This window comes from Streptomyces sp. CNB091, from assembly GCF_000377965.1.
Window position 1 is genome coordinate 217,163 of record NZ_KB899004.1, and the last position, 26,723, is coordinate 243,885.

General features: G+C 71.1%; 29 protein-coding genes and 2 pseudogenes. 16 read left to right on the plus strand and 15 right to left on the minus strand.

Features of this window, described 5'->3' with window-relative positions; translation table 11 throughout:
• Positions 1–26: 26 nt before the first annotated feature.
• Both D581_RS0125925 and D581_RS0125930 read right to left on the minus strand, forming a co-directional pair.
• Complete coding sequence (locus tag D581_RS0125925; RefSeq protein ID WP_018960101.1) at positions 27–2,339, minus strand: FlgD immunoglobulin-like domain containing protein; 2,313 nt, start codon at positions 2,337–2,339, stop codon at positions 27–29.
• Between the two features lie 120 nt (positions 2,340–2,459).
• The gene (locus D581_RS0125930; protein ID WP_018960102.1) at positions 2,460–3,470 is read right to left on the minus strand and encodes a YdcF family protein; all 1,011 of its coding nucleotides are present in this window, start codon (positions 3,468–3,470) and stop codon (positions 2,460–2,462) included.
• A 106-nt stretch (positions 3,471–3,576) separates the two neighbouring features.
• On the opposite strand from D581_RS0125930, the gene D581_RS0125935 reads away from it, so the two are divergent.
• Both D581_RS0125935 and D581_RS0125940 read left to right on the plus strand, forming a co-directional pair.
• On the plus strand, positions 3,577–4,116 hold the full coding sequence (locus D581_RS0125935) for a hypothetical protein (protein WP_026290914.1): 540 nt from the start codon (positions 3,577–3,579) through the stop codon (positions 4,114–4,116).
• Positions 4,117–4,220: 104 nt separating this feature from the next.
• The gene (locus tag D581_RS0125940) at positions 4,221–4,454 is read left to right on the plus strand and encodes a hypothetical protein (protein WP_018960104.1); all 234 of its coding nucleotides are present in this window, start codon (positions 4,221–4,223) and stop codon (positions 4,452–4,454) included.
• Between the two features lie 129 nt (positions 4,455–4,583).
• On the opposite strand, the gene D581_RS0125945 is transcribed toward D581_RS0125940, so the two are convergent.
• The gene (locus tag D581_RS0125945; RefSeq protein WP_018960105.1) at positions 4,584–5,561 is read right to left on the minus strand and encodes an ornithine cyclodeaminase family protein; all 978 of its coding nucleotides are present in this window, start codon (positions 5,559–5,561) and stop codon (positions 4,584–4,586) included.
• A gap of 163 nt (positions 5,562–5,724) precedes the next feature.
• Between D581_RS0125945 and D581_RS1000000142270 the strand changes: the two are divergent.
• Positions 5,725–5,889 (plus strand): annotated as a pseudogene (locus D581_RS1000000142270) (NAD(P)-dependent alcohol dehydrogenase); the annotation flags it as partial.
• Positions 5,890–5,934: 45 nt separating this feature from the next.
• Here the strand turns inward: D581_RS1000000142270 and D581_RS0125950 are convergent.
• On the minus strand, positions 5,935–6,528 hold the full coding sequence (locus tag D581_RS0125950) for a TetR/AcrR family transcriptional regulator (RefSeq protein ID WP_018960106.1): 594 nt from the start codon (positions 6,526–6,528) through the stop codon (positions 5,935–5,937).
• A 140-nt stretch (positions 6,529–6,668) separates the two neighbouring features.
• On the opposite strand from D581_RS0125950, the gene D581_RS0125955 reads away from it, so the two are divergent.
• The 3 genes from D581_RS0125955 (at position 6,669) to D581_RS0125965 (ending at position 8,972) form a co-directional block, all read left to right on the plus strand.
• The gene (locus tag D581_RS0125955) at positions 6,669–7,550 is read left to right on the plus strand and encodes an NAD(P)-dependent oxidoreductase (protein ID WP_018960107.1); all 882 of its coding nucleotides are present in this window, start codon (positions 6,669–6,671) and stop codon (positions 7,548–7,550) included.
• A gap of 112 nt (positions 7,551–7,662) precedes the next feature.
• Positions 7,663–8,535 carry an AraC family transcriptional regulator gene (locus tag D581_RS0125960; protein WP_018960108.1) on the plus strand — a complete coding sequence of 291 codons (873 nt, stop codon included), beginning with the start codon at positions 7,663–7,665 and terminating at the stop codon, positions 8,533–8,535.
• 194 nt (positions 8,536–8,729) lie between these two features.
• The gene (locus D581_RS0125965; protein WP_018960109.1) at positions 8,730–8,972 is read left to right on the plus strand and encodes a hypothetical protein; all 243 of its coding nucleotides are present in this window, start codon (positions 8,730–8,732) and stop codon (positions 8,970–8,972) included.
• A gap of 93 nt (positions 8,973–9,065) precedes the next feature.
• On the opposite strand, the gene D581_RS1000000142275 is transcribed toward D581_RS0125965, so the two are convergent.
• Both D581_RS1000000142275 and D581_RS0125970 read right to left on the minus strand, forming a co-directional pair.
• Entirely contained in the window at positions 9,066–9,335 is a 270-nt protein-coding gene (locus D581_RS1000000142275) for a DUF397 domain-containing protein (RefSeq protein ID WP_078625929.1), read from the minus strand.
• Positions 9,336–9,424: 89 nt separating this feature from the next.
• Positions 9,425–10,171: pseudogene (locus tag D581_RS0125970) on the minus strand (helix-turn-helix domain-containing protein); the annotation flags it as partial.
• A 113-nt stretch (positions 10,172–10,284) separates the two neighbouring features.
• Here D581_RS0125970 and D581_RS0125975 point away from each other — a divergent pair.
• A complete protein-coding gene (locus D581_RS0125975; RefSeq protein ID WP_018960111.1) occupies positions 10,285–10,698 on the plus strand; it encodes an ATP-binding protein in 414 nt (137 codons plus the stop codon).
• Between the two features lie 76 nt (positions 10,699–10,774).
• Entirely contained in the window at positions 10,775–11,758 is a 984-nt protein-coding gene (locus D581_RS0125980) for an NAD(P)/FAD-dependent oxidoreductase (RefSeq protein ID WP_032753026.1), read from the plus strand.
• Between the two features lie 109 nt (positions 11,759–11,867).
• On the opposite strand, the gene D581_RS1000000141710 is transcribed toward D581_RS0125980, so the two are convergent.
• Complete coding sequence (locus D581_RS1000000141710) at positions 11,868–12,038, minus strand: hypothetical protein (protein WP_018960113.1); 171 nt, start codon at positions 12,036–12,038, stop codon at positions 11,868–11,870.
• Positions 12,039–12,375: 337 nt separating this feature from the next.
• Between D581_RS1000000141710 and D581_RS0125990 the strand changes: the two genes are divergently transcribed.
• Together D581_RS0125990 and D581_RS0125995 are read left to right on the plus strand one after the other, a co-directional pair.
• Positions 12,376–12,642: a GlsB/YeaQ/YmgE family stress response membrane protein gene (locus tag D581_RS0125990; RefSeq protein ID WP_018960114.1), complete on the plus strand. Its 267-nt coding sequence runs from the start codon at positions 12,376–12,378 to the stop codon at positions 12,640–12,642.
• A 144-nt stretch (positions 12,643–12,786) separates the two neighbouring features.
• A complete protein-coding gene (locus D581_RS0125995) occupies positions 12,787–14,310 on the plus strand; it encodes a catalase (protein ID WP_018960115.1) in 1,524 nt (507 codons plus the stop codon).
• 152 nt (positions 14,311–14,462) lie between these two features.
• Here the strand turns inward: D581_RS0125995 and D581_RS0126000 are convergent, their stop codons facing one another.
• The gene (locus D581_RS0126000; protein ID WP_018960116.1) at positions 14,463–14,936 is read right to left on the minus strand and encodes an NUDIX hydrolase; all 474 of its coding nucleotides are present in this window, start codon (positions 14,934–14,936) and stop codon (positions 14,463–14,465) included.
• A gap of 66 nt (positions 14,937–15,002) precedes the next feature.
• Complete coding sequence (locus D581_RS0126005; protein ID WP_158688638.1) at positions 15,003–15,452, minus strand: hypothetical protein; 450 nt, start codon at positions 15,450–15,452, stop codon at positions 15,003–15,005.
• A 226-nt stretch (positions 15,453–15,678) separates the two neighbouring features.
• Between D581_RS0126005 and D581_RS0126010 the strand changes: the two genes are divergently transcribed.
• Complete coding sequence (locus D581_RS0126010) at positions 15,679–16,293, plus strand: GNAT family N-acetyltransferase (protein ID WP_026290915.1); 615 nt, start codon at positions 15,679–15,681, stop codon at positions 16,291–16,293.
• A 116-nt stretch (positions 16,294–16,409) separates the two neighbouring features.
• On the opposite strand, the gene D581_RS0126015 is transcribed toward D581_RS0126010, so the two are convergent.
• Positions 16,410–16,865: a hypothetical protein gene (locus D581_RS0126015; RefSeq protein WP_486585883.1), complete on the minus strand. Its 456-nt coding sequence runs from the start codon at positions 16,863–16,865 to the stop codon at positions 16,410–16,412.
• 163 nt (positions 16,866–17,028) lie between these two features.
• A complete protein-coding gene (locus D581_RS0126020) occupies positions 17,029–17,601 on the minus strand; it encodes an MSMEG_1061 family FMN-dependent PPOX-type flavoprotein (protein ID WP_018960120.1) in 573 nt (190 codons plus the stop codon).
• A gap of 212 nt (positions 17,602–17,813) precedes the next feature.
• Between D581_RS0126020 and D581_RS0126025 the strand changes: the two genes are divergently transcribed.
• From D581_RS0126025 to D581_RS0126040, 4 genes are all read left to right on the plus strand, one after another.
• On the plus strand, positions 17,814–18,881 hold the full coding sequence (locus D581_RS0126025; RefSeq protein ID WP_018960121.1) for an iron ABC transporter permease: 1,068 nt from the start codon (positions 17,814–17,816) through the stop codon (positions 18,879–18,881).
• The gene (locus D581_RS0126030; protein WP_018960122.1) at positions 18,878–19,966 is read left to right on the plus strand and encodes an iron chelate uptake ABC transporter family permease subunit; all 1,089 of its coding nucleotides are present in this window, start codon (positions 18,878–18,880) and stop codon (positions 19,964–19,966) included. Before D581_RS0126025 ends, D581_RS0126030 begins: the two co-directional genes overlap by 4 nt.
• Before the next feature lie 106 nt (positions 19,967–20,072).
• Complete coding sequence (locus tag D581_RS0126035) at positions 20,073–20,924, plus strand: ABC transporter ATP-binding protein (RefSeq protein ID WP_018960123.1); 852 nt, start codon at positions 20,073–20,075, stop codon at positions 20,922–20,924.
• 80 nt (positions 20,925–21,004) lie between these two features.
• Positions 21,005–22,033 carry an iron-siderophore ABC transporter substrate-binding protein gene (locus tag D581_RS0126040; RefSeq protein ID WP_018960124.1) on the plus strand — a complete coding sequence of 343 codons (1,029 nt, stop codon included), beginning with the start codon at positions 21,005–21,007 and terminating at the stop codon, positions 22,031–22,033.
• A 117-nt stretch (positions 22,034–22,150) separates the two neighbouring features.
• Here D581_RS0126040 and D581_RS0126045 read toward each other — a convergent pair whose 3' ends face one another.
• The 3 genes from D581_RS0126045 to D581_RS0126055 all read right to left on the minus strand — a co-directional run bounded on the left by D581_RS0126045 (position 22,151) and on the right by D581_RS0126055 (position 25,068).
• Positions 22,151–22,771: a YceI family protein gene (locus D581_RS0126045; RefSeq protein WP_018960125.1), complete on the minus strand. Its 621-nt coding sequence runs from the start codon at positions 22,769–22,771 to the stop codon at positions 22,151–22,153.
• Between the two features lie 254 nt (positions 22,772–23,025).
• On the minus strand, positions 23,026–24,189 hold the full coding sequence (locus D581_RS0126050) for a DNA gyrase subunit B (protein ID WP_469220400.1): 1,164 nt from the start codon (positions 24,187–24,189) through the stop codon (positions 23,026–23,028).
• Positions 24,190–24,561: 372 nt separating this feature from the next.
• A complete protein-coding gene (locus tag D581_RS0126055) occupies positions 24,562–25,068 on the minus strand; it encodes a DinB family protein (protein WP_020679244.1) in 507 nt (168 codons plus the stop codon).
• A 253-nt stretch (positions 25,069–25,321) separates the two neighbouring features.
• Here D581_RS0126055 and D581_RS0126060 point away from each other — a divergent pair, with 253 nt between their 5' ends.
• Positions 25,322–25,846: a hypothetical protein gene (locus D581_RS0126060; protein ID WP_018960128.1), complete on the plus strand. Its 525-nt coding sequence runs from the start codon at positions 25,322–25,324 to the stop codon at positions 25,844–25,846.
• Between the two features lie 72 nt (positions 25,847–25,918).
• On the opposite strand, the gene D581_RS0126065 is transcribed toward D581_RS0126060, so the two are convergent.
• A complete protein-coding gene (locus tag D581_RS0126065; RefSeq protein ID WP_026290916.1) occupies positions 25,919–26,605 on the minus strand; it encodes a peptidoglycan-binding domain-containing protein in 687 nt (228 codons plus the stop codon).
• Positions 26,606–26,723 lie beyond the last annotated feature (118 nt).

The window sequence follows — 26,723 nt, forward strand, 5'->3', positions numbered from 1 at the left end:
CGCCCCGTACCGCGCGGGCTTCGCGCTCAGCCGGTGGTGAGCCGCAACGTGCCCGAGGCCGTGGCGTCCGCGCCCGAGCCGTCCGCCGGCGCGGCGGTCAGCCGCCACGTGTAGCCGCCGGCCGGTACGGGGCCGCCGGCGGCGGACGTACCGTCCCAGCTGACCTTTACCGTTCCGCGCGTGTCCTCACCCGTCCAGGTGCGGACGGTCTCGCCGGTCGAGCGACGGGTGAGGGTGAGCTGCCAGGACGCCGCCGGCTTGGAGAGCCACCACGCGGCGCTCCACGTGCCCGCCGAGGTGGCGGGCACGGTGCTGTGGGTGACGCCCAGAGGGGAGAGGGCCTGCTGCGGGGCGGTGACGTGGATGGTGTCGTCGGTCCCCACCCAGGCGAGCTTGCCCGCTGCCGGGTCCAGGGTCCAGGTGGAGCCGCGCCCGTCGTCGTCCGTGGGCGGCTTCACGCCGGTGACGGTTCCCAGGTCGGCGGTGGATCCGTCGGGACGCAGGGCGGTGAGGCGCAGATCCCCCGACGCGTCCCGTGCGGCCAGGAACCGGTCGCCGAGCAGGACCCGGGACACCGGGGCGGGGTAGTCGCGGTGCGTCGCCGTGTCGTACACGCCCGCCACGTCCTTCGAGGCACAGCTCCAGTACACGAGGCTGCCGCTGACCTGGAGTTCGGAGGGCACACAGTCGACGCCCAGATCATGGCTCCCGGTCGCCCTCCCGGAGCGCGGGTCGACCACGTTCACCGTGCCGGGCTTGCCGGGCGCCGACTTGTACAGCCGGTCACCGGCCAGCGCCGCGCCCTGCGCACGTTGGTCGCGGACGACGCGGTCGCCGACGATGTCGACGACGTACTGCCGGCCGCCCGCCTCGTACAGCACGAACTCCGGTGACGTGTCGATGATGCGGCCGAGGCCGTTCATGTCCGCCAGGGGGATGCCCTCGGTCCGCGGGTCCGGGTCGTCGCCGGTCACGAGGACGTCGCCGCCGGTGTCCGGATCTCTGCGCAGTCGGGCCAGTCCCTCGTCCGTGCCGTCGGCGAACCTGCCCGCCGTCACGAGAGCCGGGTACGCGGCGAGGGGAGCGCCGTCCGCGGGGTCGGGGCCGGTCCCGATGTCCTTGCCGTGCATCCTCGAGTCCCTGTCGAGGTAGTTGATGTACCGCAGCCGTCCCCGGTCGAGGTTCAGCGCCCCGATCTCGCCGTCCGCGGTCTTGACCTGGGGGACCTCCCGCAGCACCAGCTCGCTGACGAGTTCGAGACCGTTGACGCTGAACAGGCGGATCGCGCTCTTGCCGTCGCCTCCCCTGCCGAGCACCACGACCGAACCGGTCCCCTCGGTGCGGAGGAAGGTCCCGAAGATGCTGCTCAGGAGCATCCGGGGGGCGTCCGCACCGGCGAACGGCGTGAGATACAGCGGGCCGCTCAGACCCTCGTACCAGAGCACGTTGTCGCCCACCACGTAGGAGGTGACGTCACTGTCCGAGGACGCCGTGGTGATCGGGACGACGCGGGGCGCGGCCGTGCTCTCCCGCTGGCGGACCCTGACGCCCGGCCCGCCGTCGCCGCCCCGCGAGAACCAGCTGACCGTGGTCTGCGTGATGCGGAAGCTGCTCGCGTCACCGGTCACGGGCAGCGGTACGACCCGGCCGTTGTACGCGGTCAGGATGCCGTAACCGGGGGAGCCGTCGGCGAGCCGATAGCCGATGACGAGCTGGTTGGACCACGAGCTCAGCAGTACGGGCTCGGCTCCGACGGTGGCTCCTGCGGGCAGCTGGACGACGGGATCGTCGGCGGCGGCCCCGCCCCGGGCCACCCGCAGTTCGTGACTCCCGTCGCCCCGGTCGACGGTCGCCAGTACCCAGCCGCCCGAGACGCGCGGGTTGAGGTAGTCGGCGGGCACCTTGACGGTGCTCGTGAAGGCGGGGTCCTCAAGGCCGATCCGCACGACGTCCGTGCCGCCGTCCGCGCGTGGCCGCGTGTAGATGGCCCTGTTGGCCTCGTCGTGACCGTGGACGAGCATGTCCTCGGCCACGTCGTCGAGCTCCGGCACCGCCTTCGTACGGCTGTTGTACGTGTTCGTCCAGAGGTAGCTGAGGCCCTCGCGGTGCAGGACGCCCTGGCTGCCGGTCGCCAGGACCGTCTCGTGGACATCGCCGTAGGCGTCGGGCGCGGGTATCAGGACCTCCGCCGCCTCTGCCGTGCCGACGGCGTGCGCGGTGGCCGGCGGGGCGGCCGTGGCGAGCCCCGCGGCCAGTACCACCGCGACGGCCGCCGCCCCTGTGGCCCGCCCGGTGCGCCGGGCGTGGGTGCGGCTGTTCGTGTGCAGGTGTCGGGACACCTGACCCCCCTCGTCAGTTGACCGATGATGTGCATCCGCGATGCGAACGCGATCAACTTTATTCGCGTGTGGGGGAGTTGTGGGCGGAGCGTGGGAAATCAGTGATGCGGAGAAGGGCCGCTACCCACGGTTCAGCCACCAGGCGGCCACTCCGCCGAGGATGATCAGCAGACACATCACCGTGTTGCTCCGCCGGTAGTCCACGAGGATCGCGGCGAACTCGCGGAGCGTCGCGTTGGGCCAGAAGTACGCGGCCGTCGGCGAGCCCACCACCTGCCCACGGATCCGGACCCGCCGGGCGGTGAGGGCGGCGCGGAAGGCGTGGTAGTTGTTCGTGACGACGACGCACCGGTAGTCGGGCTTGGCCTCCTCCATGATCGCCTTGCTGAACCGCAGGTTCTCCTCGGTGTTCGTCGACCGGTCCTCCCGCTCGATGAGGTGCGCCGGAAAGCCCTCGGCCACCAGGTGGTCGGCCATCGCGTGGGATTCCGGCAGGTCCTCGTCGGGTCCCCGCCCGCCCGAGGTGATGAGCACGGGGGACCCGCCGCGCCGGGAGAGCCGTGCGTGCACCTCCCGGCCCCGCTTCAGCCGGCTCGCCAGCAGCGGGGGCACGGTGGAGCCGCCGACGAGCCCCGAGCCCAGTACGACCACGAAGTCGGCCTTGCGGCGCACCCGCAGCCGCCCGTAGAGGAACGCGTAACAGACGAAGCACAGGAACAGGAACGAGAAGTAGAGCGCCAGCCCGCCGGCCGCCGTCGCCGCGCCGATCAGTATCGGTGTCCGCAGGGCGGCGGCGGTGGCGAGCAGGGCGACCACGGCGAGGACGGCCAGGGCGGCCAGGAGGGAGAGCAGATTCGACGGGCTCCTGCCTTCCTCGCGCAGCATGCGTACGCCGTTGAGGAACAGGAAGCAGGTCAGTACGAGCACCGCCACCGCCCCCAGGCCCAGCAGTGACCACACCACGACGGGCGCGGAGGCGGAGCCGGAGTCGACCAGCCGGTAGAGCAGGCCGGCCAGCGCGAAGAGCGCGGCGAGCCCGAGGATGACGGCGTTGCTGAATTTGCGGCGCTCGCGCAGCACGCTCACGCAGAAGACGAGGAAGAGGAGTGCCGCCGGGGCGTAGACCACCATGCGCACAGACTAGGCAGCGCGCAGGGAGTGGTTGACGGCGAGGCGTTGGTGGGGTTGGAGGGGGCTGGGGCGACCGGTGGCCGGGCGCTGTGCCAGGCTCCAGCCCATGAGACGGAGCTTCAAGCTGCACGGCGGCGCGGCGGCCGCGCTGAGCGTAGTCGCCCTGGTGCTGGCCGCGCTCACCTGGCTGCCCGGCACGCTGCCGTTGTTCGAGCCGGCATGGCCGATGGTGACGGTCTTCTGCCTGGCTCTCCTGCTGTTCCTGGCGGCTCTGGCGCGCCAGTTCGCGACCGGTGCGGACCGGGGTGCGCAGTGGCAGGCCTTTCGGTGCCTTCCCGGCAGGGTGCAGGCGGGGCTCGGGGTCCTGCTCGGGTCGAGTGCGGTCATCATCGTGCTGGGGTTCGTGGCGGCGGGGGACCAGCGGTTGCAGGACGCGGAGGTGCGCGAAGGCCGGTACGTCGCCTACGACACGTCGGTGACCACGGACCGGGCGGTCGAGCTGACGCGGGCCGAGTACCTCGCCCTGCTGCCGAGCAGCCGCCGGATGATGTTCGGGGTGCCGGGGCTTCTGTCCGTCACCGCCGCCGCCCTCGTGCTGGCGGCCGGGGAGTTGCGCCGCGCGGACGCCGCCTCCGCCGCTCGGTGACGGAGACGGAGACGGTGACAGAGACGGAAACGGCAGACTCTGACCGTGACGGTGATCCTCGATCGGGGCGTGCCCTTTGCGGGGTCCGAACCGTTGAACCCGGCATGAAGAAGCGAAGCGTACTCGCCGCCGTCACCCTCGCCGCCGGAGCGGTCATCGCCGCCATCTCCCCGCCCCCGGGAGGCGGGGACACCGCGCACGCCGCCGAGCCGCCCGTCAGCCTGGGCGCGCTGGACAACATCGGCGAACTCGGCGCGCTGGTCGACGGCGCGGCGGAGGCCACCACCTCCACCGCCGGCACGGTCACCAGCACAGTGGAAGGCGCCCAGCTCAGCTGAACCGGCAGGGAAAGGGGGTCGGGGGTGACCGAAGGGTCGCCCCCGACCCCCTTTCCCGCTCCCGGCACTCCGCCGATGGCGCCCGGGGGACGGTGAGCCCCGGTCGGGCCAGAAAACGTAAGCCCCCGGTCAGGCCAGGAAGTCGACCTGCGGGCAGGCGCCCGCTCCGGCGGCGGCCCGGTAGACGGGCCAGGCCAGAGCCAGGTCCTGCCAGGGCAGACCGACGGGGGCGTAGACCGTGGTCTGGTCGCTGCTCTCGCGACCGGCCCGCTCACCGCGGAGCACCTGCCCGAGCGAGGCGTGCGCGGCGTCCGCGCCCAGCCCGCTGTTGCCGAGAGCCCCCATGGCGACGGCGAGTTCGAGGTCGTCGACCACGGTCAGGGCGTGTCGCAGTGCGTCGGCGGCGAGTTCGACCTTCCCGGGTTCATCGGCGCCGAGCGTGGTCACGTGCATGCCGGGGCGCAGATCGGAGGCGTCGAGCAGCGGGCTGCGTGACCACGTCGCCAGGACGACGATGTCCCCGCGTGCAGCGGCGCGCCGAGGTTCGGCAGCCGTCTCGACCGGGATACCCAGAAGGCGTTCGTGCTCCGCGGCGAACGCGGCCGCCCGTGCGGGGTCGGTGTCGCACACGGTCAGCCTGGTCAGCTCACGTAGTCGGTCGAGACCCCGCAGCACCATCCGGGCCTGGGCGCCCGCACCGACGACGCTCACCGATCCCGCGTGGTCGGCGGCGAGTGCGTGCGTCGCCAGAGCCGCGGCCAGCCCGGTGCGCCAGGCCGTGACCGTCGCCGAGTCGAGCACGGCCAGCAGTTCTCCGTCCGCCAGGTCGTGCAGACAGACCAGCCCGCGCAGCGCGGGAGTCGCGTCGGGGAACTTCGCGTTGACCTTCACCGTGTAGGCCGGAATCCCGTCGATCGCTCCGGGCAGCAGCGCTGTCGCCGTGCCCGCTCCGGAGAGAGTCGCCGTGCCCGGCCGGGGAAGATCCGTCCGTACCCGCAACGGCCGAACGTCCTGATCGGCTGCGAGGAAGCCCGCGCGCAGTCCGGCCATCACGGTGTCGGAGTCGAGCAGTTCGGTGATCACGGAACGCGTCAGGAGCAAGGTCACCCGGCCACCCTCGCTCGTCGGCCGTGACCATGGCAACTCCGCGGAGATCGCTCGATCGGCCTCAAGGGGTCGCGGCGGCTGGCGTAGAGCCGGAACTCCGCGAACAGGGCTTCTTCTCCGGCGGTAAGGACCCCTTCCACGGTGGGAAGGAGCTCCGCGGGGAGCGGGGAGCGGAGGGCGCCGGGCGACAGCCGAGATGCTCCAGTTCTGCGCCGACAACGGCATCGCCGCCGACGTCGAGGTCCTCCCGTCGTCACAGGTGGAGACGGCACTCGACCGCCTCCGGCGAAACGACGTCCGCTACCGCTTCGTGCTCGACATGTCCGACCCGTCCGACCTGGACCGAGGAGACGGTCGGCTGCCCTGGTCAGGCCTAAGCGGCTGGGTGCGTCGACTCGACCCCGTACGACCTCACGAGGCGGGCCAGCTGCCGGCCCGCCGCCAGGAGGGGCTCCTCGCTCCGGTTGACCTGGGCGGTGACCTCGGCGCCCTCCATGGCGCTGATGACAGTGGTCGCCAGCTCGCGGGCGTCCTCCGCCGGGAATCCGCGGCCCAGCAACTTGTCGCGGACGACTAGCTCCCAGCCGTTCAGCGCGTCGGCGCAGACTCGCTGGAGCTCCGAGTCGGTCCCGAGCGTTTCCAAGGCCGAAGCCGTCACCGGGCAGCCGTCGACCCAGCCCGACTCCTTGAGCCCGGCGGCCAACTGGCGGGTGCAGGAGATCACCGCCTCCGCCGGGTCGGGCTCGCTGTCCAGGGCTTCCTTCAGGAGTGTCGCGAACTCCTGCGCGCTGTACCGGATCGCGGCGACCGCGACGGCCTCCTTGCCGCCCGGGAAGAAGTGGTAGATCGAGCCGAGCGTGGCCTGTGACTCCGCGGCGATCTGCTTGATGCCGGTGCCGACGTAGCCCTGCCGCTGGAGGAGGCGCGCGGTCGCCACGACGATCCGGTCCCGGGTGCTGGTCTGCATGCCGTCACTGTAGCGGGCACTAAGTAGAGCGTTCGTTCTAGGGCTGTGCTAGCTTCTCGACATGCTCTGGATAGAGCGATCGTTTTAGTCGGGGAGAGGGATCTGGCTCTCTGCCCTGACCGACTTGTCGGAGGCAGGCAATGAACAGCGCACAGAACGCGGTCACCGTCATCGGGCTGGGCCCCATGGGCCGGGCGATGGCCGCGGCCCTGCTCGACCGCGGCTTCGCGGTCACCGTCTGGAACCGCACCGCCTCCCGCGCGGACGACCTGGTGGCCCGAGGAGCGACCCTCGCGCAGAGCCCCGCCGACGCCGTCGCGGCGAACGAGGTGGTCATCATCAGCCTCACGGATTACGGGGCGGTCAACGCCGTGCTGGAGCCCGCGACGCAGGCCCTGGACGGCCGGATCCTGATCAACCTCACCTCCGCCACGCCGGAGGAGGCCCGCGCAGGAGCGCGCTGGGCGGCCGGGCGCGGCGCCGTACAGCTCACCGGCGGCCTCAACGCGTCACCAACGGGGATCGGGCAGCCCGAGTCGTACGCCTTCTACAGCGGGCCGCGCGAGGCGTTCGACCGGCACCGGCCGGTGCTCGAAGCGCTGACGGGCCGGGTCGACCACAAGGGCGAGGACCCGGGGCTCGCCGCGCTCCACTACCAGATCGGCATGGCCGTGTTCTGGACCTCGCTGCTGAGTTTCTGGCAGGCGATCGCCCTTGCCCGCGCGAACGGTCTGACAGCGGCCGACATCCTGCCCAGCACCGCGGAAACGGCGAACTCGCTCTCGGAGACCTTCGCCTTCTACGCCGAGCGCATCGACGCAGGAGTCCACCTGGGTGACGTCGACCGCCTGGCCATGGGGCTGGCGAGCGCCGAGCACGTCCTGCACACCAGCGCCGACGCGGGCGTCGACACGGTCATCCCGGCCGCCGTCGTCGACCTGTTCCGGCGGGGCGTGGAGGCGGGTCACGGCGCGGACAGCTGTTCGGCCCTGGTGGAGCTGATGGCGAAGCCCGGGAAGTAGCCCTGCGCCGGACCCGACCGGCCTTACCGCCCCGACCGATCCGGGCATGGACGGTCGGGTCCGGCAGGATGGCCCCTTCCTACGGTGGACGAGCAAGGGAAGGAGTCAGCGGTTGCTGGAACGGCTGAACGACGCGATGGAACACATCGAGGCACACCTCGGTGAGCCCATCGAGGCGGCGGAGCTCGCGCGTATCGCGATGACGTCGGAGTACCACTTCCGCCGGATGTTCTCCGCGCTAGCGGGCCTCCCGCTGTCGGAGTACATCCGTTGCCGCCGCATGACGGTCGCGGGGGCCGAGGTGCTCGGCGCCCCCGACCGGACGCTGCTGGACGTGGCGGTGCGGTACGGCTACGACACGGGGGAGGGCTTCGCCCGCGCCTTCCGGGCCGTGCACGGCATCGGCCCCGGCGAGGCCCGGCGAAGCGGCGCGGTTCTGCGGTCCCAGCAACGGCTGACCTTCCGGCTCGTCGTCGAAGGGAGTACGGCCATGCAGTACAAGCTGGTAGAGAAGGACGCATTCCGGGTGGTGGGCAGGAAGGCCCGCGTCCCGCTCATCCACGAGGGGCCGAATCCGGCCATCGCGGAGTTCATCCGGGGGATCGGCCGGGAGGAGCTGGACCGCATCGCGGCCCTCTCCGACCAGGAGCCGGCGGGCATCGTCGGGGTGAGCGACCAGCTCGACCCGAGCCGCGCGGAGGGCACCGAACTCGACTACTACCACGGGGCGGTGAGCAGCGCGGAGCCTCCGGAGGACTTGGACATCCTGGCCGTGCCGGCAGGGACCTGGGCCGTCTTCGAGAGCGAGGGTGAGTTCCCGGTGGCCCTCCAGTACCTCTGGCGGGATGTGTTCACCCAGTGGTTCCCGTCGAACCCGTACGCCTCCCGGCCCGGCCCGGAAATCCTGCGGGTGCGGCTGACGGAGGAGGGGAATCGGGCGGAGGCGGAGCTGTGGATCCCGGTGGAGCGGACCTCCGGGGGCTGAGCGAGCCGCACGAAATAGGCGGCACGGCAGAGGTTTACGGCCATGGGGCATATGCGATGCCTTATTGGTCCAGACCTATTGTGTGGCGGGGCTCCGCTCGCTAGCTTTTCCCTGGCGGCGCGCGCTGATCGGCTCGGCTCTACCCATTCACTGACGCACGGTCATGTGCGTTGACTGGAAACGGAGTTACCGACATGCGTAGACGTATCACCACCATCGCGGTCACTGCTGTGGCGGCGGCTGCGATGGCCCTCGGCACGGCCTCCACCGCCTCCGCGGTGGGCTCGGGCTACACGATCCGTGGCCACTACGAGTCGCAGGCGGCCTGCCAGGCCGCCGGGGCGGCCGGCGCCGCCAACCACATCTGGAGCCCCCTGTTCATCTGCAAGCCGTTCGCGGCCAAGCCGAGTGTGTACGAGCTGTGGGTGCGTTACTGATCCCGCCGCGCACAGACGGGAACCGCCCCGCCCCCGGCCGTGTTGGCGGCCGGGGCGGGGCGGGTTCTTTTCGGGCACGGGTACGGGTACGGCTCAGGCGGCCGCGCTGCCGTGGACGAAGGCGCTCCAGGCGGCGGGCTCGACGGTGAGGACGGGGCCGTCGGTCACCTTGGAGTCGCGGACGTGGACGGCGGAGGGGTGGGCGGCGACTTCGACGCAGGCTCCGCCGTCACCGGTGCTGTGGCTGGACTTGAACCAGTGATAGGCGACCTCAATGCATGCGCCCCCGTCACCGTCGCTGTAGCTGGACTTGAACCAGTGGAGGGCAGTGTGGCCAGGGGTCGGTTGTGCTGCGCGGGACATGTCTCTCCAAGCAGTGCGGCAAGCAGTGCGTCCAGTAGCCGGGCGCTCTCCTCGACGGTGAGCGCCTGGGAACGCAGCATCCCATACCGCTGCATAAGAGCGCTGACGTCAGCTGGCTCGTCGTACAGCTCTGCGCGCAGCTGGCCGCTGATGTAGGCGAGCTGGTCGTGGTCGGGAGTCTCCAGCAGAACGAGAGGGCCCGCGAGCGCAGCGTGCCGAGGGGTCCTCCGAGGCATGATCTGGATGCTGACGAACGGCAGATCCATGCAGCTTCGCAGGTGGAGAAGCTGCTCCAGCATCATTTCGGGGTCGTCCAGCTCGGCGTGCAGGATGCTCTCCTCCAGGATGAAGTGGAGAAGCGGCCGGGGCCTGCGCTCCAGGATTCTCTGGCGGCCGAGGCGCTCCGCGACCCGCTTCTCGATCTCGTCCTCTTCGAGAGGTGGGTAGTTGCAGTCGAAGACGAAGCGCGCATACGCCTCGGTCTGAAGGAGTCCCGGAACGAGTTGGGGCTCGTACCAGAGCAGGCTCAACGCGTTCTGCTCGTACTGTACGAAGTCCTTCACCAGCGCCTGGTAGCGCTCCTTACGCGGGATCTTCTCCACCGCGACCCGCAACGTGCCCTTGGTATCCAGTAGTTCATCGAGCTGGATGGCCAGGTCCAACTGAAGGGCCCGTCGCCCCTGCTCGATTGAGGCGATCGTGTCCTCGCCCACCCCGGCCTGCTCGGCGAGGGCGGCCTGTGTCAGCCCGGCGAGTTTGCGGAAGTGGCGCAACTGCGCCCCTACCAGCTGCCACGAAGTAACTCGCCTGATGCCGCTCTGCTTTCCCGGTTGCATGACCTGGCTCTCCCCGTTCTGGTCCCGCTGTCAACCCGTCAGAACCCGTACAAAACCTTTTGTACGTCTCTCGGCTCTGCTGAAGCCTAGTAACAGCGTGTGAGCGTGGAAGCATGAACGAGACAACTCAACTCCCCTACTACCGCGCCGCCTTCTACTGCCGTGAGCGCAGGTCGATCCCGGTCGTACGCAAGTTCGCCCGTAAGGCGCTGATCGAGTGGGAGTGCGAAAAGCGTATGGATGATGTGCTGCTCTGCGTAACCGAGCTGGCGACCAATGCCCTGCGTCACGGCGTCCCGCCGGGGCGTGGCTTCAAGGTCCACATCTACTTGGAGCGGATCGAGAACGCGCTCCGCGTCGAGCTGCACGACAGTGGTGACGGCGCGGTGTGCCCGGCGGACGAGCCGCCGGGAGCCGACGACGAGGGCGGGCGTGGGCTGCTGCTGGTCGCGGCGCTGGCGGACAAATGGGGAGTGGGGGAGCGGAACCCCGGCAAGATCGTGTGGTGCGAGTTCGATCTCTCCTGACTTGCCGTTTCGGCAATGATGTTTGTCGTTTCGGCTTGGTTGCGCGCACTATCTCCATCAACCGGAGGTGGTCCGCATGGAGAGCAGGAGTGACGACATGAAGCAGCAGCGGTACGACGTGGTGATCGTGGGCGGCGGGGCCGCCGGCCTGAGCGGGGCGCTGGCCCTGGCGCGGGCCCGGCGCTCGGTCCTGGTGATCGACGCGGGTGAGCCCCGTAACGCGCCCGCGTCCCACGTGCACAACTACCTGGGCCGCGAGTCGACCCCGCCCGGCGAGTTGCTGGCGATCGGCCGGGGCGAGGCCGCCGGGTACGGGGCGGAGATCGTCGAGGGCCGGGTGGCCTCGGCAGAGCGGCTGCCGGGGGAGCGGGGTTTCCGGGTGGCCACGGAGGACGGCCGGAGCGTCGAGGCGCGCAGGCTGCTGGTGACGACGGGGCTCGTCGACGAGCTGCCGCCCGTGCCGGGCCTGGCGGAGCGCTGGGGGCGCGAGGTGCTGCACTGCCCGTACTGCCACGGCCACGAGGTGGCGGACCGTCCGATCGGCGTGCTCGCCACCGGGGCCCTCGCCGTGCACCAGGCGCTGATGTGGCGGCAGTGGAGCGAGGACGTCACCCTCTTCCGCCACACGGGCCCGGAGCCGACGGGCGAGGAGTACGAGGAGCTGGCGGCCCGGGGAGTGGCCGTGGTGGACGGCGAGGTGACGGGCCTGGAGGTCGCGGACGACCGGTTCACCGGCGTACGGCTGGCCGGCGGCCGGGTGATCCCGCGCGAGGCGCTGGTGGTCCAGGCGCGCTTCGTCGCGCGTTCGGCCGTACTGGAATCGCTGGGGCTGGTCCCGGTCGCGCAGGAGATGGGCGGCGAGGTGATCGGCGCGTACATCCCGACCGACCCGACCGGCGCGACCGAGGCCCCCGGGGTCTGGGCGGCGGGCAACGTCACCCGCCTCACCGAACAGGTCATCGGCGCCGCCGCGGCCGGCCTCATGGCGGCATCGGCGATCAACGGCGACCTGATCGCCGAGGACACCCGTGACGCGGTGGAGGCGCGGCGGCGCGGCTGAGCGGACGTCGTCGCGGCTGAGCGGACGTCGTCGCGAGGGCGGGGTGCCTTTGCGAGGACGGGATGCCGCCGCACGGACGGGACGGGACGCCGTTGCAGGCGGGATGCGGTTACGAGAACACGGCCCCGAGGAGGTCCCGCGCCCACCCGAAGAACGTATGCACCAACACCGCCAGCAGCACCAGAATGCCGAGGATCACGGCGGTGCCCCAGGAACAACTGCCCCCGGGTCCCCCCGCCGGCTCGTCGCGCCCGCCCAGCTCCCCATCGAACAGATCCATGGCTCCGTCCCCGTCCCTGTCTCACCCCATCACCCGAGATCGGGTGATCGGAGCGCCCCGGCTCCGACGGGTGAAGGCTCGCACGGTTCGGTCGGTTCGGCGGAGGCGGTGCCGTACTCAGAGAGGGGAGGGAACGTACTCAGTCGATCCGCCTCCGTCGGTGCGGGCACCCGCCTCGATCCACACCCCTGCCCGTCCGGCGTAACGAGGGCAGGCCAATGACGGAGCTGGGTGATGGGCGGGCCGCGGTGGATGTGTGAGTTCCGGTCGAGGGGATACGCGGAGGGTCCGGCACCACGCGGGTGGCCGGGCGTCGGCAACGTAAAGGGAGATCACCGTGGGCATCATCGCCTGGATCCTCATCGGCCTGTTCGCGGGGCTCATCGCCAAGGCGCTGACGCCCGGCAAGGACCCCGGGGGCTGCCTCGTCACGATCGTCATCGGCATCGTGGGCGGGCTGCTCGGCGGCTGGCTGGGCAAGGTGATCTTCGGCGTCGACTCGATCGACGGATTCTTCAGCCTGTCGACGTGGATCGCCGCCGTCGTCGGCTCCGTGATCGTCCTGCTCGTCTACCGGCTGGTCGCGGGACAGCGATCGCGTTGACGCGGTACGGAGGACCGTCGGGAGCGATTCCTCGACGAGTCAATTCGTCCGGGTTTGCCTACATTGGCAGAGGGTCAGTAGGGCAGCCGTAGTAGGAGCCATCGCCGACACGTCTGCGGAAGACAAACAAGAGGAAACGACGACATGACCGACACCTCTCGCAAGCCGACCACCTCCGACTCCGGCGCCCCGGTGGAGAGCGACGAGCATTCGCTCACCGTCGGCCCCGGCGGGCCGGTCCTGCTCCAGGACTCGTACCTGATCGAGCAGATGGCCCAGTTCAACCGCGAACGCATCCCCGAACGCCAGCCGCACGCCAAGGGAAGCGGCGCCTTCGGCACGTTCGAGGTGACCGCGGACGTCTCCCGGTACACGAAGGCCGCGCTCTTCCAGCCCGGCGCCACGACCGACCTGGTCATCAGGTTCTCCACCGTCGCGGGGGAGCGGGGCAGCCCGGACACCTGGCGGGACCCGCGCGGCTTCGCGGTGAAGTTCTACACCAGCGAAGGCAACTACGACATGGTGGGCAACAACACCCCCGTGTTCTTCGTGAAGGACCCGATGAAGTTCCAGCACTTCATCCGGTCGCAGAAGCGCCGCGCGGACAACAACCTCCGCGACCACGACATGCAGTGGGACTTCTGGACCCTCTCGCCCGAGTCGGCCCACCAGGTCACCTGGCTGATGGGTGACCGGGGCATCCCGCGGACCTGGCGCCACATGAACGGCTACACCTCGCACACGTACATGTGGATCAACGCCGACGGCAAGCGGTACTGGGTGAAGTACCACTTCAAGACCGACCAGGGCATCGAGACGTTCACGCAGCACGAGGCCGACCAGATGGCCGCCGCGGACACGGACTACCACACGCGTGATCTCTTCGAGCACATCCGCGACGGGGAGTTCCCGAGCTGGACGCTGAAGGTCCAGATCATGCCGTACGAGGACGCGAAGGACTACCGCTTCAACCCGTTCGACCTGACCAAGGTGTGGCCGCACGGCGACTACCCGCTGATCGAGGTCGGCCGGATGACGCTGAACCGCAACCCCACGGACAACCACGCCGAGATCGAGCAGGCGGCCTTCCAGCCGAACAACCTGGTGCCGGGCATCGGCCCGAGCCCGGACCGCATGCTGCTGGCCCGGCTGTTCAGCTACGCGGACTCGCACCGCTACCGCATCGGCGGCAACTACCAGCAGCTTCCCGTCAACGCCCCCGTCGTCCCGGTGCACACGTACTCCAAGGACGGGGCGATGGCGTACCGGAAGACCACCGACCCCGTCTACGCCCCGAACTCCAAGGGCGGCCCGGCGGCCGACACGGAGCGCTACGGCACCCCGCCGAGCTGGTACGCGGACGGCGACATCACCCGGGCCGCCTACGTGGACCACGCCGAGGACGACGACTGGGGCCAGCCGGGCACCCTGGTCCGCGAGGTCATGGACGACGCGGCGCGGGACCGGCTGGTGGACAACATCGTCGGCCACCTGCTGAACGGGGTGACCGAGCCGGTGCTGAAGCGGGCGTTCCAGTACTGGACGAACGTGGACGCCACCCTCGGCAAGCGCGTCGAGCAGGGAGTCCGCGCGAAGGCGGGCGAGAAGGACCCCAAGGCGGCGGAGCAGAGCAACCCCGCACGCTCGTCGATGCAGCGCAAGGCCTGAGGCGGGCCCGGCCGTCCAGCAAGGCCCTCGCCCCGTCGGTCCGACGGGGCGAGGGCTTCGCCGTTTACTCCCCCACTCCGTGGGCCGGGGCGCTCAAGGCGGAGGTGCGGCGGCCCGCCACCGTGCTCCGGCCTCCCTCCACACGGCATCGCTCAGTGCTGGATCAGGCCGCCGACCGGGACCGAGGCGACGTGCCCGGAGGGCGGAAGGGTCCGGGCCAGGGCGAGCCCGACGTCCACCAGTGACGACCGGTGCAGCCGGGCGACCTCGGGCAACGGGGTCCACACCGACGCGGCGGTGTCGCCGTTCGGCTCGGGCCGCAGGTGGCCGGCGGTGACGCGTACGCGGTAGAAGACACCGATGTTCTGCAGCTCGGGCGCACCAGGCCGGCGGCGCTCGGCCGCCGGAACCACCCGCGAGTCCACGCCGAGCAGGCGCTCGACGACGGCCTCCAGACCGGTCTCCTCGGCGACCTCCCGGATCACCGCGTCGTACGGATCCTCCGCGTGCTCGACCCCGCCGCCCGGAAGGGTCCACGTCCGCTCGCCGCCCGGTCCCACGGCAAGCGCGAGCAGCACCCGCCCGTCCTCGATGCACACCGCGTACGCGGCCAGTCGCCGATCCATGCGGGGAGGCTAAGCCTCGGCGGGCACGGTCGGCCATGGCCGGTCCGGCTCCGGGCGCCCGTCGTCCTAGTGGGCCGACCCCGCGGAGGCCTTGTGAGGCGGTCGAGTGCCGTGCCGCCGGGCGCGGACCGCGCGCTGCTCCACGCCGTAGCAGAGCGCGAGAAGGAGCAGTGCGGGGAGCGCCGTCAGAAGAAGCGGGGTGAGGCCGACGAACAACGCCACGGCCGTGGCGGCCACCTGGATCGCGCCCAGTACCAGCAGAAGGCGGGCCGCGTTCCGGCCGGCGCGGGCGGCGCGGAACACCCTGAAGGCGACGACAGCATTGGCCCCTGCCACCACCGCACCGAAGAGGAAACTCCCACCGGCGATCAGTACGGAGGTGCCACCACCTACTGACGCCCGCCCGATTCCGTCGGCGAACACCGGTAGGAACCAGAGGAACATGAGGGAGGCGAGGGCGGTGTGGCAACCGAGCGCACCCAGGCAGGCCAGCAGCAGGACAGAGCGCTTGCCCATCATGTTCCGTCCTTCATCCGCCGGGGAGCAGGGGTGCAGGGGTGCAGGGGTGCTGTTCAGGGAGTCCAGGGCTTTCAGCCCGTGCGGCCCACCGTCGCTCACCGTCGCTCACCGAGAGGAGGCCCCGGCGGCGTCCGTCATGGTCGCACAGGCCTGGCCGAACGTCCGTTGTTCTCGGCACCGCACCCCACCCCCCCCTCACCGCTCAAGATCATCGCGGTGCAGAATGACCTGTATGTCGATAAAGAACACGCCTCAGGCGGCCACGCTCGACGATGCCCCGTCGATCAGCCGCACCCTGGCCCGCGCCTTCGCCGACGACCCGATGATGGGGTGGTTCTTCCCCGGCGGGGCCTCGCGCGAGCCCGACCTGGTCCGTTACTTCACCACGATCTTCACCCGGCAGTACGGCCCCCACGGGGTGTGCGAGCGCACCGGGTCGGCGGCCGCGTTCTGGGTGGCGCCGGAAGGGCAGGACAAGGCTGTTCCCGACGCGGAGACCGTCGCGGAGCTGGAGGAGATCCTGGGCGACCGGGCGCCCCTGTTCCGGGAGGCCGTCCAGGCCGCCGCCGAGCAGGGACCCAAGGAGCCGCACTGGTACCTCGCGGTCGTCGGCGCGGACCCGGCCGCCCGGGGCCAGGGGCACGGGGCGGCGCTGCTGCGTTCCGGGCTCGCCAAGGCGGACGCGGCGGGACTGCCGGTCTACCTGGAGTCCTCCAAGCCGGACAACCTGCCCTTCTACGAGCACTTCGGCTTCGCCGTGCTGGGCGAGGCGGCACTGCCCGGCGGCGGGCCGGTGCTGTGGGTGATGCGGCGCGAACCCGTCTCCGCCGGCCGGTAGCCGGACGACGGCGGCGAGGAGCCCCGGGATTCGCCTCGGGGCCCCTCGCCGTGTGGCGCTGGGCCGGGTGATCTCGGCCGAGGCCCCGTCCGCCGGGAGCTACGTCGCCGTCTGCGTCAGGCGCGAGCGCTGTGCCAGGTCGTGCACCCGTAGCTCTTGCTCCCCTTCATGACGCATCCGCGGACCTTGAGCTTCGCATTCTCCTTGAGGTTCTTCGTCTTCTGCTTCTTGGCGGGAGCCGTCTTCCCCGCCGTGCTGATGTCGATGACGATCTTGCCGGTGGACACCTGCTTCACCTGGCCGCGAATGGCGTACCCGTCCCTGACGAAATCGTTCAGGTACAGCGTGTCGCCGAGGTGGCTGCCCGGCGCGAGGTCGTTGGACCAGAACACGGTCCCGATGTCCTCGACGCCGTGGTAGAGCCTGAGGAGCCGGTCGTTCTTGTCCTTGAGGCCTTCGCTCTTCCATGTGAGCTTGGGAGCCGCGTGGGCGGTGGGGGCGGTGAGGGCGAAGCCCGACAGTGCTGCGACGACCACGGCGGTCACGGCGGTGGCGCGTCGGGTGGCCTTCATCTTCCGCATGCTGTTCCTCTCGTGCTCCAGGGGTGTTCACCCCCGCGCCGAGGCGCTCAAGTCCCTTTTCCGCGCAGGGGTGTTGGGTGTGAGTTTGCCAAAACTTTACGCACGGGGCAACGGTGACATGCCGAACCGGCTCATCCGGCCGCGCCCGCGGACCTCACTCTCCGTCGAGAGGCGCCCCCGCCCACGTCTCAGGCGCCCACACCCCCGACCGCTTCAGCGACGCCGGGCAGTGGCGGAAGATCTCGTCGATCTCGACGACCAGGGCGAGCTTCGGGCGCTGGCCCTTCACCGTCATCGCGTCGAAGAACGGGGCGTCCGTGACGATGTGGGCCCGGCCGTTGACGCGCAGGACGTCCATCGCGCCGGGTATCAGGTAGAGCAGACCCACGCGCGGGTTGGCCAGGATGTTGTGGAAGCTGTCCGCGCGGCGGTTGCCCGGGCGGTCGGGGAGGGCGATGGTGCCCGGGTCCAGGACGTGGGTGAAGCCGGGGGCGCCGCCGCGCGGGGTGGCGTCGCAGTTGCCGGCCGCGTCCGACGTGGCCATGGTGCACAGCGGCGAGCGGGCCAGCAGGTCCAGGTCGTCCTCGGTGAGCCGGTCGTGGACCTTGTCGATGACGATCGGGTGCGGGGTCCCCAGGAGCTCGCGCAGTTCGTCCGCCGAGCCCAGGGGTACGGCCCCGGCCAGCGGGCCGGTGGCGGGGGCGGAGGGCGCGGCGGCGTACGACAAGGAAGTGCTCCGGAGCTCGTGGAGTGCGGCAGCGCGCTGTCGAACAGGCGCTGTTAGGGTGACCTTACTTTGGGCCCCCTTGTGTTCCCCGTGCGGGGTGGACCGGCCGACGAGGGCGTCACCCGTGCCCGGGGGAGCCCCCGGCGCCGACGAGCGAGGGTTGAGGAACGAACAGTGCACCACCGCATTCCGGCCGCCCCGGTGGCCGGGCCGTGAGCGGCCCGGCCCTCCTGGCGAAGGAGAAGCCGTCGGGCGGCGGCAAGGAGACGCGGCGCAAGCGCAGCCGGCCCGTACTCGCGCTCGGGCTGCTCGCCGCCCTCGCCGTGCTCTTCCTCACCGTCGTCGCCAGCCTCGCCATCGGCTCCGGTGACGTGCCGTTCCGGGACGTCGTCGACGGCGTGCTCGACCCGGACACGGCCGTCAAGGGGCAGCTCATCGTCCAGGAGGTCCGCATCCCGCGCACCGTCGCCGGGCTGCTGGCGGGCGCCGCGCTCGGCCTCGCGGGCACGGTGATGCAGGGCGTCGCCCGTAACCCCCTCGCCGACCCCCAGCTCCTCGGCATCAACGCGGGCGCGTCCGTGGCCGTGGTCTGCTCGATCACCCTGCTCGGGTTCACGGCCGCCACCCAGTTCATCTGGTTCGGCTTTTTCGGTGCGCTGCTCGCCGCCCTCCTCGTCTACGGGGTCGGATCGCTCGGGCGGGAAGGCGCCACGCCGGTGAAACTGGCGCTCGCCGGGGCCGCGACCAGCGCCGTGCTCACCTCGGTGACCAGCGCGATCCTCCTCCAGGACCGGGGCAGCTACGACCAGTTCCGGTTCTGGCAGCTGGGCGCGCTGACCGCCCGGTCCTCCGAGGTGCTGTGGCAGGTCTCGCCGTTCATCGCGGTCGGCGTCGTCCTCGCCCTGGCCCTCGGACCGCAGCTCAACGCCCTCTCCCTCGGCGACGACCTGGCCCGCGGCCTCGGCCAGCGGGTCGGGACCATCCGCATGGTGTCCGCCCTCGCCGTGGTGATCCTCTGCGGCGCGGCCACCGTCGTCGCCGGGCCCATCGGCTTCGTCGGGCTCGCCGTACCGCACGCCGCCCGGCTCATCACCGGACCCGACTACCGCTGGGTGCTCCCGTACAGCATGGTGCTCGCCCCGGTCATGCTCCTCGTCGCCGACATCGTCGGCCGGACCATCGCCCGCCCCGGAGAGGTCCAGGTCGGGGTGATCACGGCCGCGATCGGCTGCGTCCCGTTCATCTGGCTGGTCCGGCGCAGGAAGCTGGTGGAACTGTGAGCCGGCCGACCCCCGTCGCCGAGGACGCCGCCCGCGCGGACGAGGAGCGGCTCGCCGACGCCGTACGCCAGGTGTCCGCCGTACGCGGCCGGAGCCTGCGGCGCTCCGTCCTCGTCGGCGCCGCCCTGCTGGCCGCCGTGACCGTCATGTTCGGCGTCTCGCTCAGCTTCGGCGACATGGTGACGCCGATCGGCAAGGTCGTCGCCACCCTGTTCGGCGGCGGCGACGGCGGATCGCAGTTCGTCGTCCTGGAACTGCGGCTGCCCCGCGCCCTCCTCGCGATCCTCGTCGGCGCGGGATTCGGCCTCTCCGGAGCCGTCTTCCAGACCGTCCTGCGCAACCCCCTCGCCAGCCCCGACCTCATCGGCATCAGCGCCGGGGCCAGCGCGGTCGCCGTCACCGCCGCCCTGCTCTTCCAGGTCAGCGGGCTCGCCCTCTCCGCGAGCGCCCTCACCGGTTCCCTGGTCGCCGGGGCGGCCATCTACCTGCTCGCCTGGCGGCAGGGAATCGCCGGCCAGCGCCTGGTCCTCGTCGGGATCGGCGTCGGCATGGGCCTGTCCAGCATCGTCTGGTACGTGATGGCCCGCTCCGAGGTCACCGACGCGCAGGAGGCGTTCCGCTGGCTCGCGGGCAGCCTCAACGGCCGTTCCTGGAGCCAGGTGTGGCCGCTGCTCATCGCCCTCGGAGTCCTCGTCCCGCTCACCGTCCTCGCCGCCCACGCGCTGCGCCCCCTCCAGCTCGGGGACGACGCCGCCGCCGGGCTCGGCGCGAAGGTCGAGGGCGGGCGGCTCGCACTGCTGGGCTGCGCGACCGCGCTCGCCGGGGTAGCGACCGCCGCCGCCGGACCCGTCGGGTTCGTGGCCTTCGTCGCCGCCCCGATCGCCCGCCGCCTGGTCCCGGGCCGGGGCGCGGCCCTGCCGCAGGCGGCCCTGACCGGGGCGCTGCTGGTCCTGGTCGCCGACTTCGCGGCGCAGCACGCGCTGCCCTCCGTGCAGCTGCCGGTGGGCGTGGTCACGAGCATCATCGGCGCCCCGTATCTGCTCCTGCTCCTGGCGCGCGCCAACCGCGTGGGCGGCGGGGGCTGAGGTGGCGACGTATCAGTGGGACATGGCGACGTATCAGCGGGACATGGCGACGTGTCAGCGGGACAGGGCGGCGAATCAGCAGGACATGGCGACGTGTCAGCAGGACATGGCGGCGTACCGACAGGACGACGAAAGGCGTGGCCCCCTCGTGGCCGATCACACTCTGGAAGCCCGGGACGTCCGGCTCGGCTACGGCGAACGCGAGATCGTCCGGGGCCTGAGCGTGGCGGTGCCGCCCGGCCGGATCACCGTCATCGTCGGCCCCAACGCCTGTGGGAAGTCGACGCTGTTGCGGGCGATGGCCCGGCTGCTGGCCCCGACCGCCGGGGCCGTGCTCCTGAACGGCCGGTCCATCCAGGAGATGCCGACCAAGGAGGTCGCCGCCGTGCTCGGCATCCTGCCGCAGAGCCCCACGGCTCCCGAGGGCATCACCGTCTCCGACCTGGTCGGACGCGGCCGCTACCCGCACCAGGGCTGGTTCCGCCGCTGGAGCGCCGAGGACGACGAGGCGGTCGCGCGGGCCCTGCTGTCGACGGACGTCCTCGAACTCGCCGACCGGTCGGTGGACGAGCTGTCCGGTGGCCAGCGTCAACGGGTGTGGATCGCGATGGCGCTCGCCCAGCGCACGGACGTCCTGCTGCTCGACGAGCCGACGACCTTCCTGGACGCCAGCCACCAGCTGGACGTCCTGGACCTGCTCACCGACCTCAACCATGAGCAGGGCGTCACCATGGTGGCCGTGCTGCACGACCTGAACCTGGCCTGCCGGTACGCGGACCACATGATCGCCATGAAGGCGGGGCGGATCGTCGCGGAGGGCCGGCCGGTCGACATCGTGACGGAGGAGCTGGTCGGCGAGGTCTTCGGGATGCGCTGCTCGGTGATCGAGGACCCGGCGTCGGCCACCCCGATGGTCGTGCCGCTGGGCCGCCACCATGTGAAGGGCCCGGCCGCCTGAGACGCGGCACCCGGGTGGTCGTTCCCGGGACGGTCAACCCGATGGCACCGTTGTCATTAGGTGAGGCTAACCTAAAGGGCATGAACGCTTCCGCTCCCCGGGCCCGGCGCCCCCGCCGCACCCCCCTCCTCGCGGCCGGCGCTGTCGCCGCCCTGCTCGTCGGCCTGTCGGCCTGTGGCTCGTCGGACGGTTCCGACAGCTCCGCCTCCTCCGCCTCCGAAGGGGCCTCCGCGGGCGCCTTCCCCGCGAAGGTGGCGACGAAGTTCGGCGAGGTCACCGTCGACAAGCAGCCCAAGCGCATCGTCGCGCTCGGCTGGGGCGACGCCGAGACCGTGCTCGCGCTCGGCGGCCAGCCGGTCGGGGCCAGCGACTGGCTGCCGTTCGGCGGCGAGGGCGTCGGCCCGTGGGCCAAGGGCATGTACGACGAGAAGCCGGAGTTGATCGGCACGATGGAGCCGGAGTTCGAGAAGATCGCCTCGCTCCAGCCGGACCTGATCCTGGACACCAAGTCCAGTGGCGACCAGACGCGTTACGACACCCTGAAGAAGATCGCCCCGACCGTGGGCGTGCCGAAGGGCGGCGACCAGTACAAGCTCTCGTGGGAGCGGCAGACCACGATGATCGCCGCCGCCATGGGCGTACCGGAGAAGGGCGAGAAGCTGATCGCGGAGACCGAGAAAAAGTTCGAGGCCGCCGCGAAGGCCCACCCCGAGTTCAAGGGCAAGACCATCACGGTCGGCTCGCGTACCTCCGAGGGCTTCGGTGTCTACGTCGGTGGCACCGGGCGCGTCGACTTCGTCGAGCGGCTCGGCTTCGAGAACAACCCGAAGGCGGAGGCCCAGGCCGGCGAGGGCTTCTCCGTGTCCGTCTCCAAGGAGAACCTGGACCTGCTCGACGCCGACCTCACGGTCATGGCGCCGATCGGCATTCCGGCCACCGACATCAGCGGCGACCCGCTGTACAAGGCGGTCCCGTCGGTCAAGGCGGGCAACGCCATCGTCTTCGACGACCAGGACATCTCGCAGGCGTTCGCCACGGACTCGGTCCTGTCCGTCTCGTACGCGCTGGAGAAGGTCGTCCCGCTCTTCGCGGAGAAGGTCGCGGAGTAGGCCGGAGTAGTACCGAACGCACCGCGCGCCCCGTCCCCGGGAGAACCGGGTGCGGGGCGCTGCTGGGTAACGGGCGGACGCGCTCGGCGGCCGGTCGTGTCCGGCCGCGCCGGGGCGTCAGGCCGCCGGGGCGGCGGCCTTGATCGCGGAGATGTCGAAGGTCAGCTTCACCTTGTCGCTCACCATCACGCCACCGGTCTCCAGCGCCGCGTTCCAGGTCAGGCCCCAGTCGGAGCGCAGGATGTCCGCGCTGCCCTCGAAGCCGACGCGCTCGTTGCCGTAGACGTCGGTGGCGGAGCCGTTGAACTCCAGGTCGATGGAGAGGGGGCGCGTGACGTCCTTGATGGTCAGGTCGCCGGTGATCCGGTACGCCTCGCCGCCCAGCTGCTCGGCCTTCGTCGAGCGGAACGTCATCAGGGGGAACTTCTCGGCGTCGAAGAAGTCGCCGTTGACCAGGTGGCCGTCGCGGTCGGCGATGCCGGTGTCGACACTGGCGATCTTCACGTCGATGGAGGCGGAGGAGTTCGCCGGGTCCGTGCCGTCCACCACCAGGGTGCCCTCGTGCTCGCCGAAGGAGCCGCGCACGTTCGTGACCATCGCGTGGCGCACGGTGAAGCCGATGCTGCTGTGCGAGGGGTCGATGGTGTACGTGCCGGTCAGGGCGGCCAGCGCCGGGTCCACCGCGGGAGCCTCGGTGACGGTGGGGGCGGCGGTCGACTTGCGGGTGAACAGAGCCATGGCTCCTCCTCGGGGATGCGCTACGGGGGGACGGATCGAGCGGTGCTGAAGGTGTTGTTCAACCTTCAACGAGTTCGACTGTAACCCTATCTAGTTCAAAATTCAACATCTGGGGTACGGGCATCCGCTGCACGGGCCGGGCTGAGCACCGGCCGGGCCGAGCGCCGCACCGACCGGACAGGCCGCCTGCGGCGCTCAGCTGACTTCAGGCACGCGAACCCGTTCGCGCCGCCGCGCACGGCTCGGCGGGCTGTTCAGTCCCGGTGACCGGTCCGGAGGATCCCGTCGACGATCTGCGCGGCGTGCTGCGGCTGCTCGTCGAACCATCGGCCGAGGTGTTCGCGGACAGCCTCCCCGACACAGCCGCGCACCTCGGTGTTGCCCAGCAACTCGCGTGTGGCGCCGAGGTATTCGGGGTGGTCGAGTTTCACCGACACGACTGCCGTGAGGCCGTCGCCGATCCGGTCGGCCCGGGGAGCGCTGTCCCCTGCCGGCAGCCCTCGTTCACGCGCGTACGCGGTGACCGCCGCCGCCACTCCGTCCCGGAAGCCGTCCACGTGCGTGCCGCCCTGGCGAGTGGCCCGGCTGTTGGTGAAGCCGCGTACGTGCTCCGGATGGGAGCCGCTCCATAGCAGGGCCACCTCCATCGTCCCCGCCATCCGCGGATCCTCGTACTCGAAGCCGATGACGTCCGGAGGGAGGAAGGTCCCGGTCTCCGCGTCGAGGGCGGCCACGAAGTCCCGCACGCCGTCCGGGAACCGGAAGCTGACCGCCCGGGCCCCGCCCGCCGGGCGCTCGTCGGTCAACGAGATCCCCAGGCCCCGGTTGAGGTAGGACACCTGCCGGAAACGCTCCGCCAGCACGGCGAACGAGCACCGCGTCGTCTCGAAGAGCTCCGCGTCGGGCCAGAAGGCGATGGCCGTCCCGCTTCCGGCCGTCGGACCCGTGGCGACGGGCCGGGCGGCCGCGACGCCGCGCGCGTACCCCTGGACCCGACGCGTCCCCCCGTGCCGCACCTCGGCCGTCAGCCTGCTCGACAGAACGTTGGGCACGAAGAGCCCCGCACGGTTGACGGGGCTGAGGTGCGCGATGTGCCGACCACCGCGTTCGGCGGCGGGCCTACCGGTCAGCAGCGCTTCGAGACCGCCGCCGCTGTCTCCGTCGGCCCCGAAGGGAACCTCAGGTCCGTCGTCGGCGACCCGCACTCCGCCGTCGTGGGTCAGCGTGACATCGACGGAGCCGCCTTCGCGGCCGGCCAGGACACGGTTCACGGACCAGCCCACGGCCTGGAACACCAACTCGTGCAGCCCGCGTTCGCCCGTCGAGCCAACCCACATACCGGGCCGCTTCCGAACGGCTTCCCGCCCCTCCAGAGCCTCGATCCCGACACCGCCGTACCCCATCCTCTTCCCGCTCACGAAGACCCCTCCCATGGTGCTCGGTAGATGTCCGCAGCCTATGCGGAATCCATGAAAACACCAGGTCAGAGGTGGTTCGGCGAAGCTGTGAGCGGGTGGGTGGGAGCGTGCCGGGAAGCAGTCGGCCAGGCGGGCCGCGGACCGCGCCCGGAACGCGGCCGCGACCCCGCCGAAGCCGCGTACGCCCTCACTCCGGGCAGCCCTGAGGCCTCTCGTTCCGCCTTTGTCGGGTGAACGGGCGCCGAAGCTCGGCCGGTGGACCTCCGGGCGCGCATGGACCGCCGCGAGGCGCCGTGCCGTAGCGACGAGACACGGTGAGCAAGCTCGCGGTTCGATGCGAACAGCTGAGCCCGCTCGGGTGGCGCGCGGCAACTACCTGCCGATGGAACCGTCGGCCTGCTCACGGAGGATGTCGGCGTGACCCGCGTGGCGAGCCGTCTCTTCGATCATGTGTATCAGCACCCATCGCATCGATCGCACGACGGCCGCCTTGCCGGCCGGTCGAGCAGACGGCTGACTCAGGTCGTCACAGTGCTCGATGATGTCGTTGGACCGCTCGATGGCGCGGCGATAGGCGGCGAGGAGGCCGGCCGCGCTGTCCGTCTCGACGAGATCCATGCCGAAGTCCGGATGCTCGATATCGGCACCCTCGAAGGCCCAGGCGAACCAGTAGGACTCCACCGCGGTCAGGTGCTTGACCAGGCCGAGAACGCTGGTCCCCGACGGCACGCCGGGTGTACGTCCCTGCCTGTCGTCAAGGCCCCGCGCCTTCGAGGTCACCGCGTCGCGGACGTAGTCCAAGAAGGCGAGCAGCGTCGCCTTCTCGTCGGAGCCGCTGTCGGGCGGGCCCACGTCGCGGCGTTGCTGTATCTCTGTCATCGGGGAACATTAACGTGATCCACTGGCTCGTCGCCCGAGTGTCCGGGCGGCCGGAGCGGGCGGCCGGAGCGGGCGGCCGTGACACTCGGTCGCGGTGACGCCGGGCCCGCCACCCCCGGGAGGCCTCCCAGAGGCCGAGGGGCCGCGCCCTCTGGCGGACGCGCGTAGAACTCGGGCACTATCTCCCTGCCCGGCGCGCGTGGCCCCGTGCCCGCACGTCCCCTGATTTGTCATGAGCAGGAGGAATCTCCCCATGGTGACCCGTCCACGACTCCGCTCCGTCCTCACCGCCCTGGCCCTCGTCCTCGGCGCCCTCTTCGCGCCCGGCATCGGCGCTCTCGGCGGCGGCGCCACCGAGGCGCACGCCGTGACCAAACTGACCCACGCGCAGGCGACCTCCCGGTTCAGCTCGTCCGGGGTGACCTGGTCGTCCTCCGGCGGCTGCTCCAACCGGAACGTCCCCACGTGCACGTCCTTCGACCAGCTCAACCTGGCGAGCGCCCAGGGCGCGCAGACCCTCAGGAGCGCCACCGGCTGCGCGCTCAACATCACCGGCGGTACGGAGACCGGGCACGCCGGCGGCACGTACTCCCACTGGAACGGCTACAAGCTCGACTTCTCCAAGAGCACCTGCCTCAACAACTACGTCACCGGCACCTTCACCTACATCGGCACGCGGGGCGACGGCGCGCGCCAGTACCGGTCCGGCTCCGGCAACGTCTACGCGGACGAGGGCCACCACTGGGACGTGACGTCCTACAACTGCGGCGGCTGCTGACGGCGGAAGCCCAAGGGTCGCCCCACCCCGGGGCGACCCCCACCGCTTGATGGAACCCGATCCCGTAGGGCCCTACGGGATCGGGTCCGCGTCCGGGCCCTCCTGCTCCAGCAGGTCCCGGGCGAAGTCCTCCCACTGCGCGTACCGGTCCGGGTGCGCGGACCGCTGGACCGCCTGGCACACCTCGCCGGGCTCCATCGACTCCCAGCCGTCGATCTGGAGCAGCCCCGGATTGGCGCTCGGCGAGGGCAGCCCGTAGAAGGACTTCGACGCGGTCGGCACATGGGTGATCTGCGCCGGCGTGCCCCAGCCCATGCTGGGACGCTGCTGGAAGACGCCGAGCGAGTCGTGGTCGACCGGAGACGTGTAGTTGACGAACTTCGACTCCTGCATGGCCGTCATCAGGGCGATGACCTGGGCCTCCTCGGGAAGCTCCGCCCCTTTCCCGACGCCGATGACCGTCCGGGCGTGGGCGAGCTGTTCCGGGCCGAGGTCGGCCGCGGCGGCGAAGAACACCCGCAGCTCGCTGTCCGGGGCCGACCTGAGCAGCTGCGCGGTGGCGGTGTCCACCCGGCCGGTCGCGGGCAGGCCGTAGCTCTGCTGGAAGGCGCGCAGGCCGTGCGCCCCGGGGGCCTGCGGGGCCTGTGGGGCGGGGGAGGGCGGTGGGGCGGGGGCGGCGTGCGCCGGAGCCGCTGCCGTGAGCAGGAATCCGGCGGCGAAGGCCGCGAGCACGCGGCGGGGGAGTCGGTTCGTTCGCATACGGAACGGTCCCGGGGCACCGGAACGAAGTCAAGAACGCCACACGCTATGTCAATTGATGGCGTATCGGATGGCGTGGCCCGAAGGCGTCCTTCGGGCAGGGGTGTGCCCCCGCCCG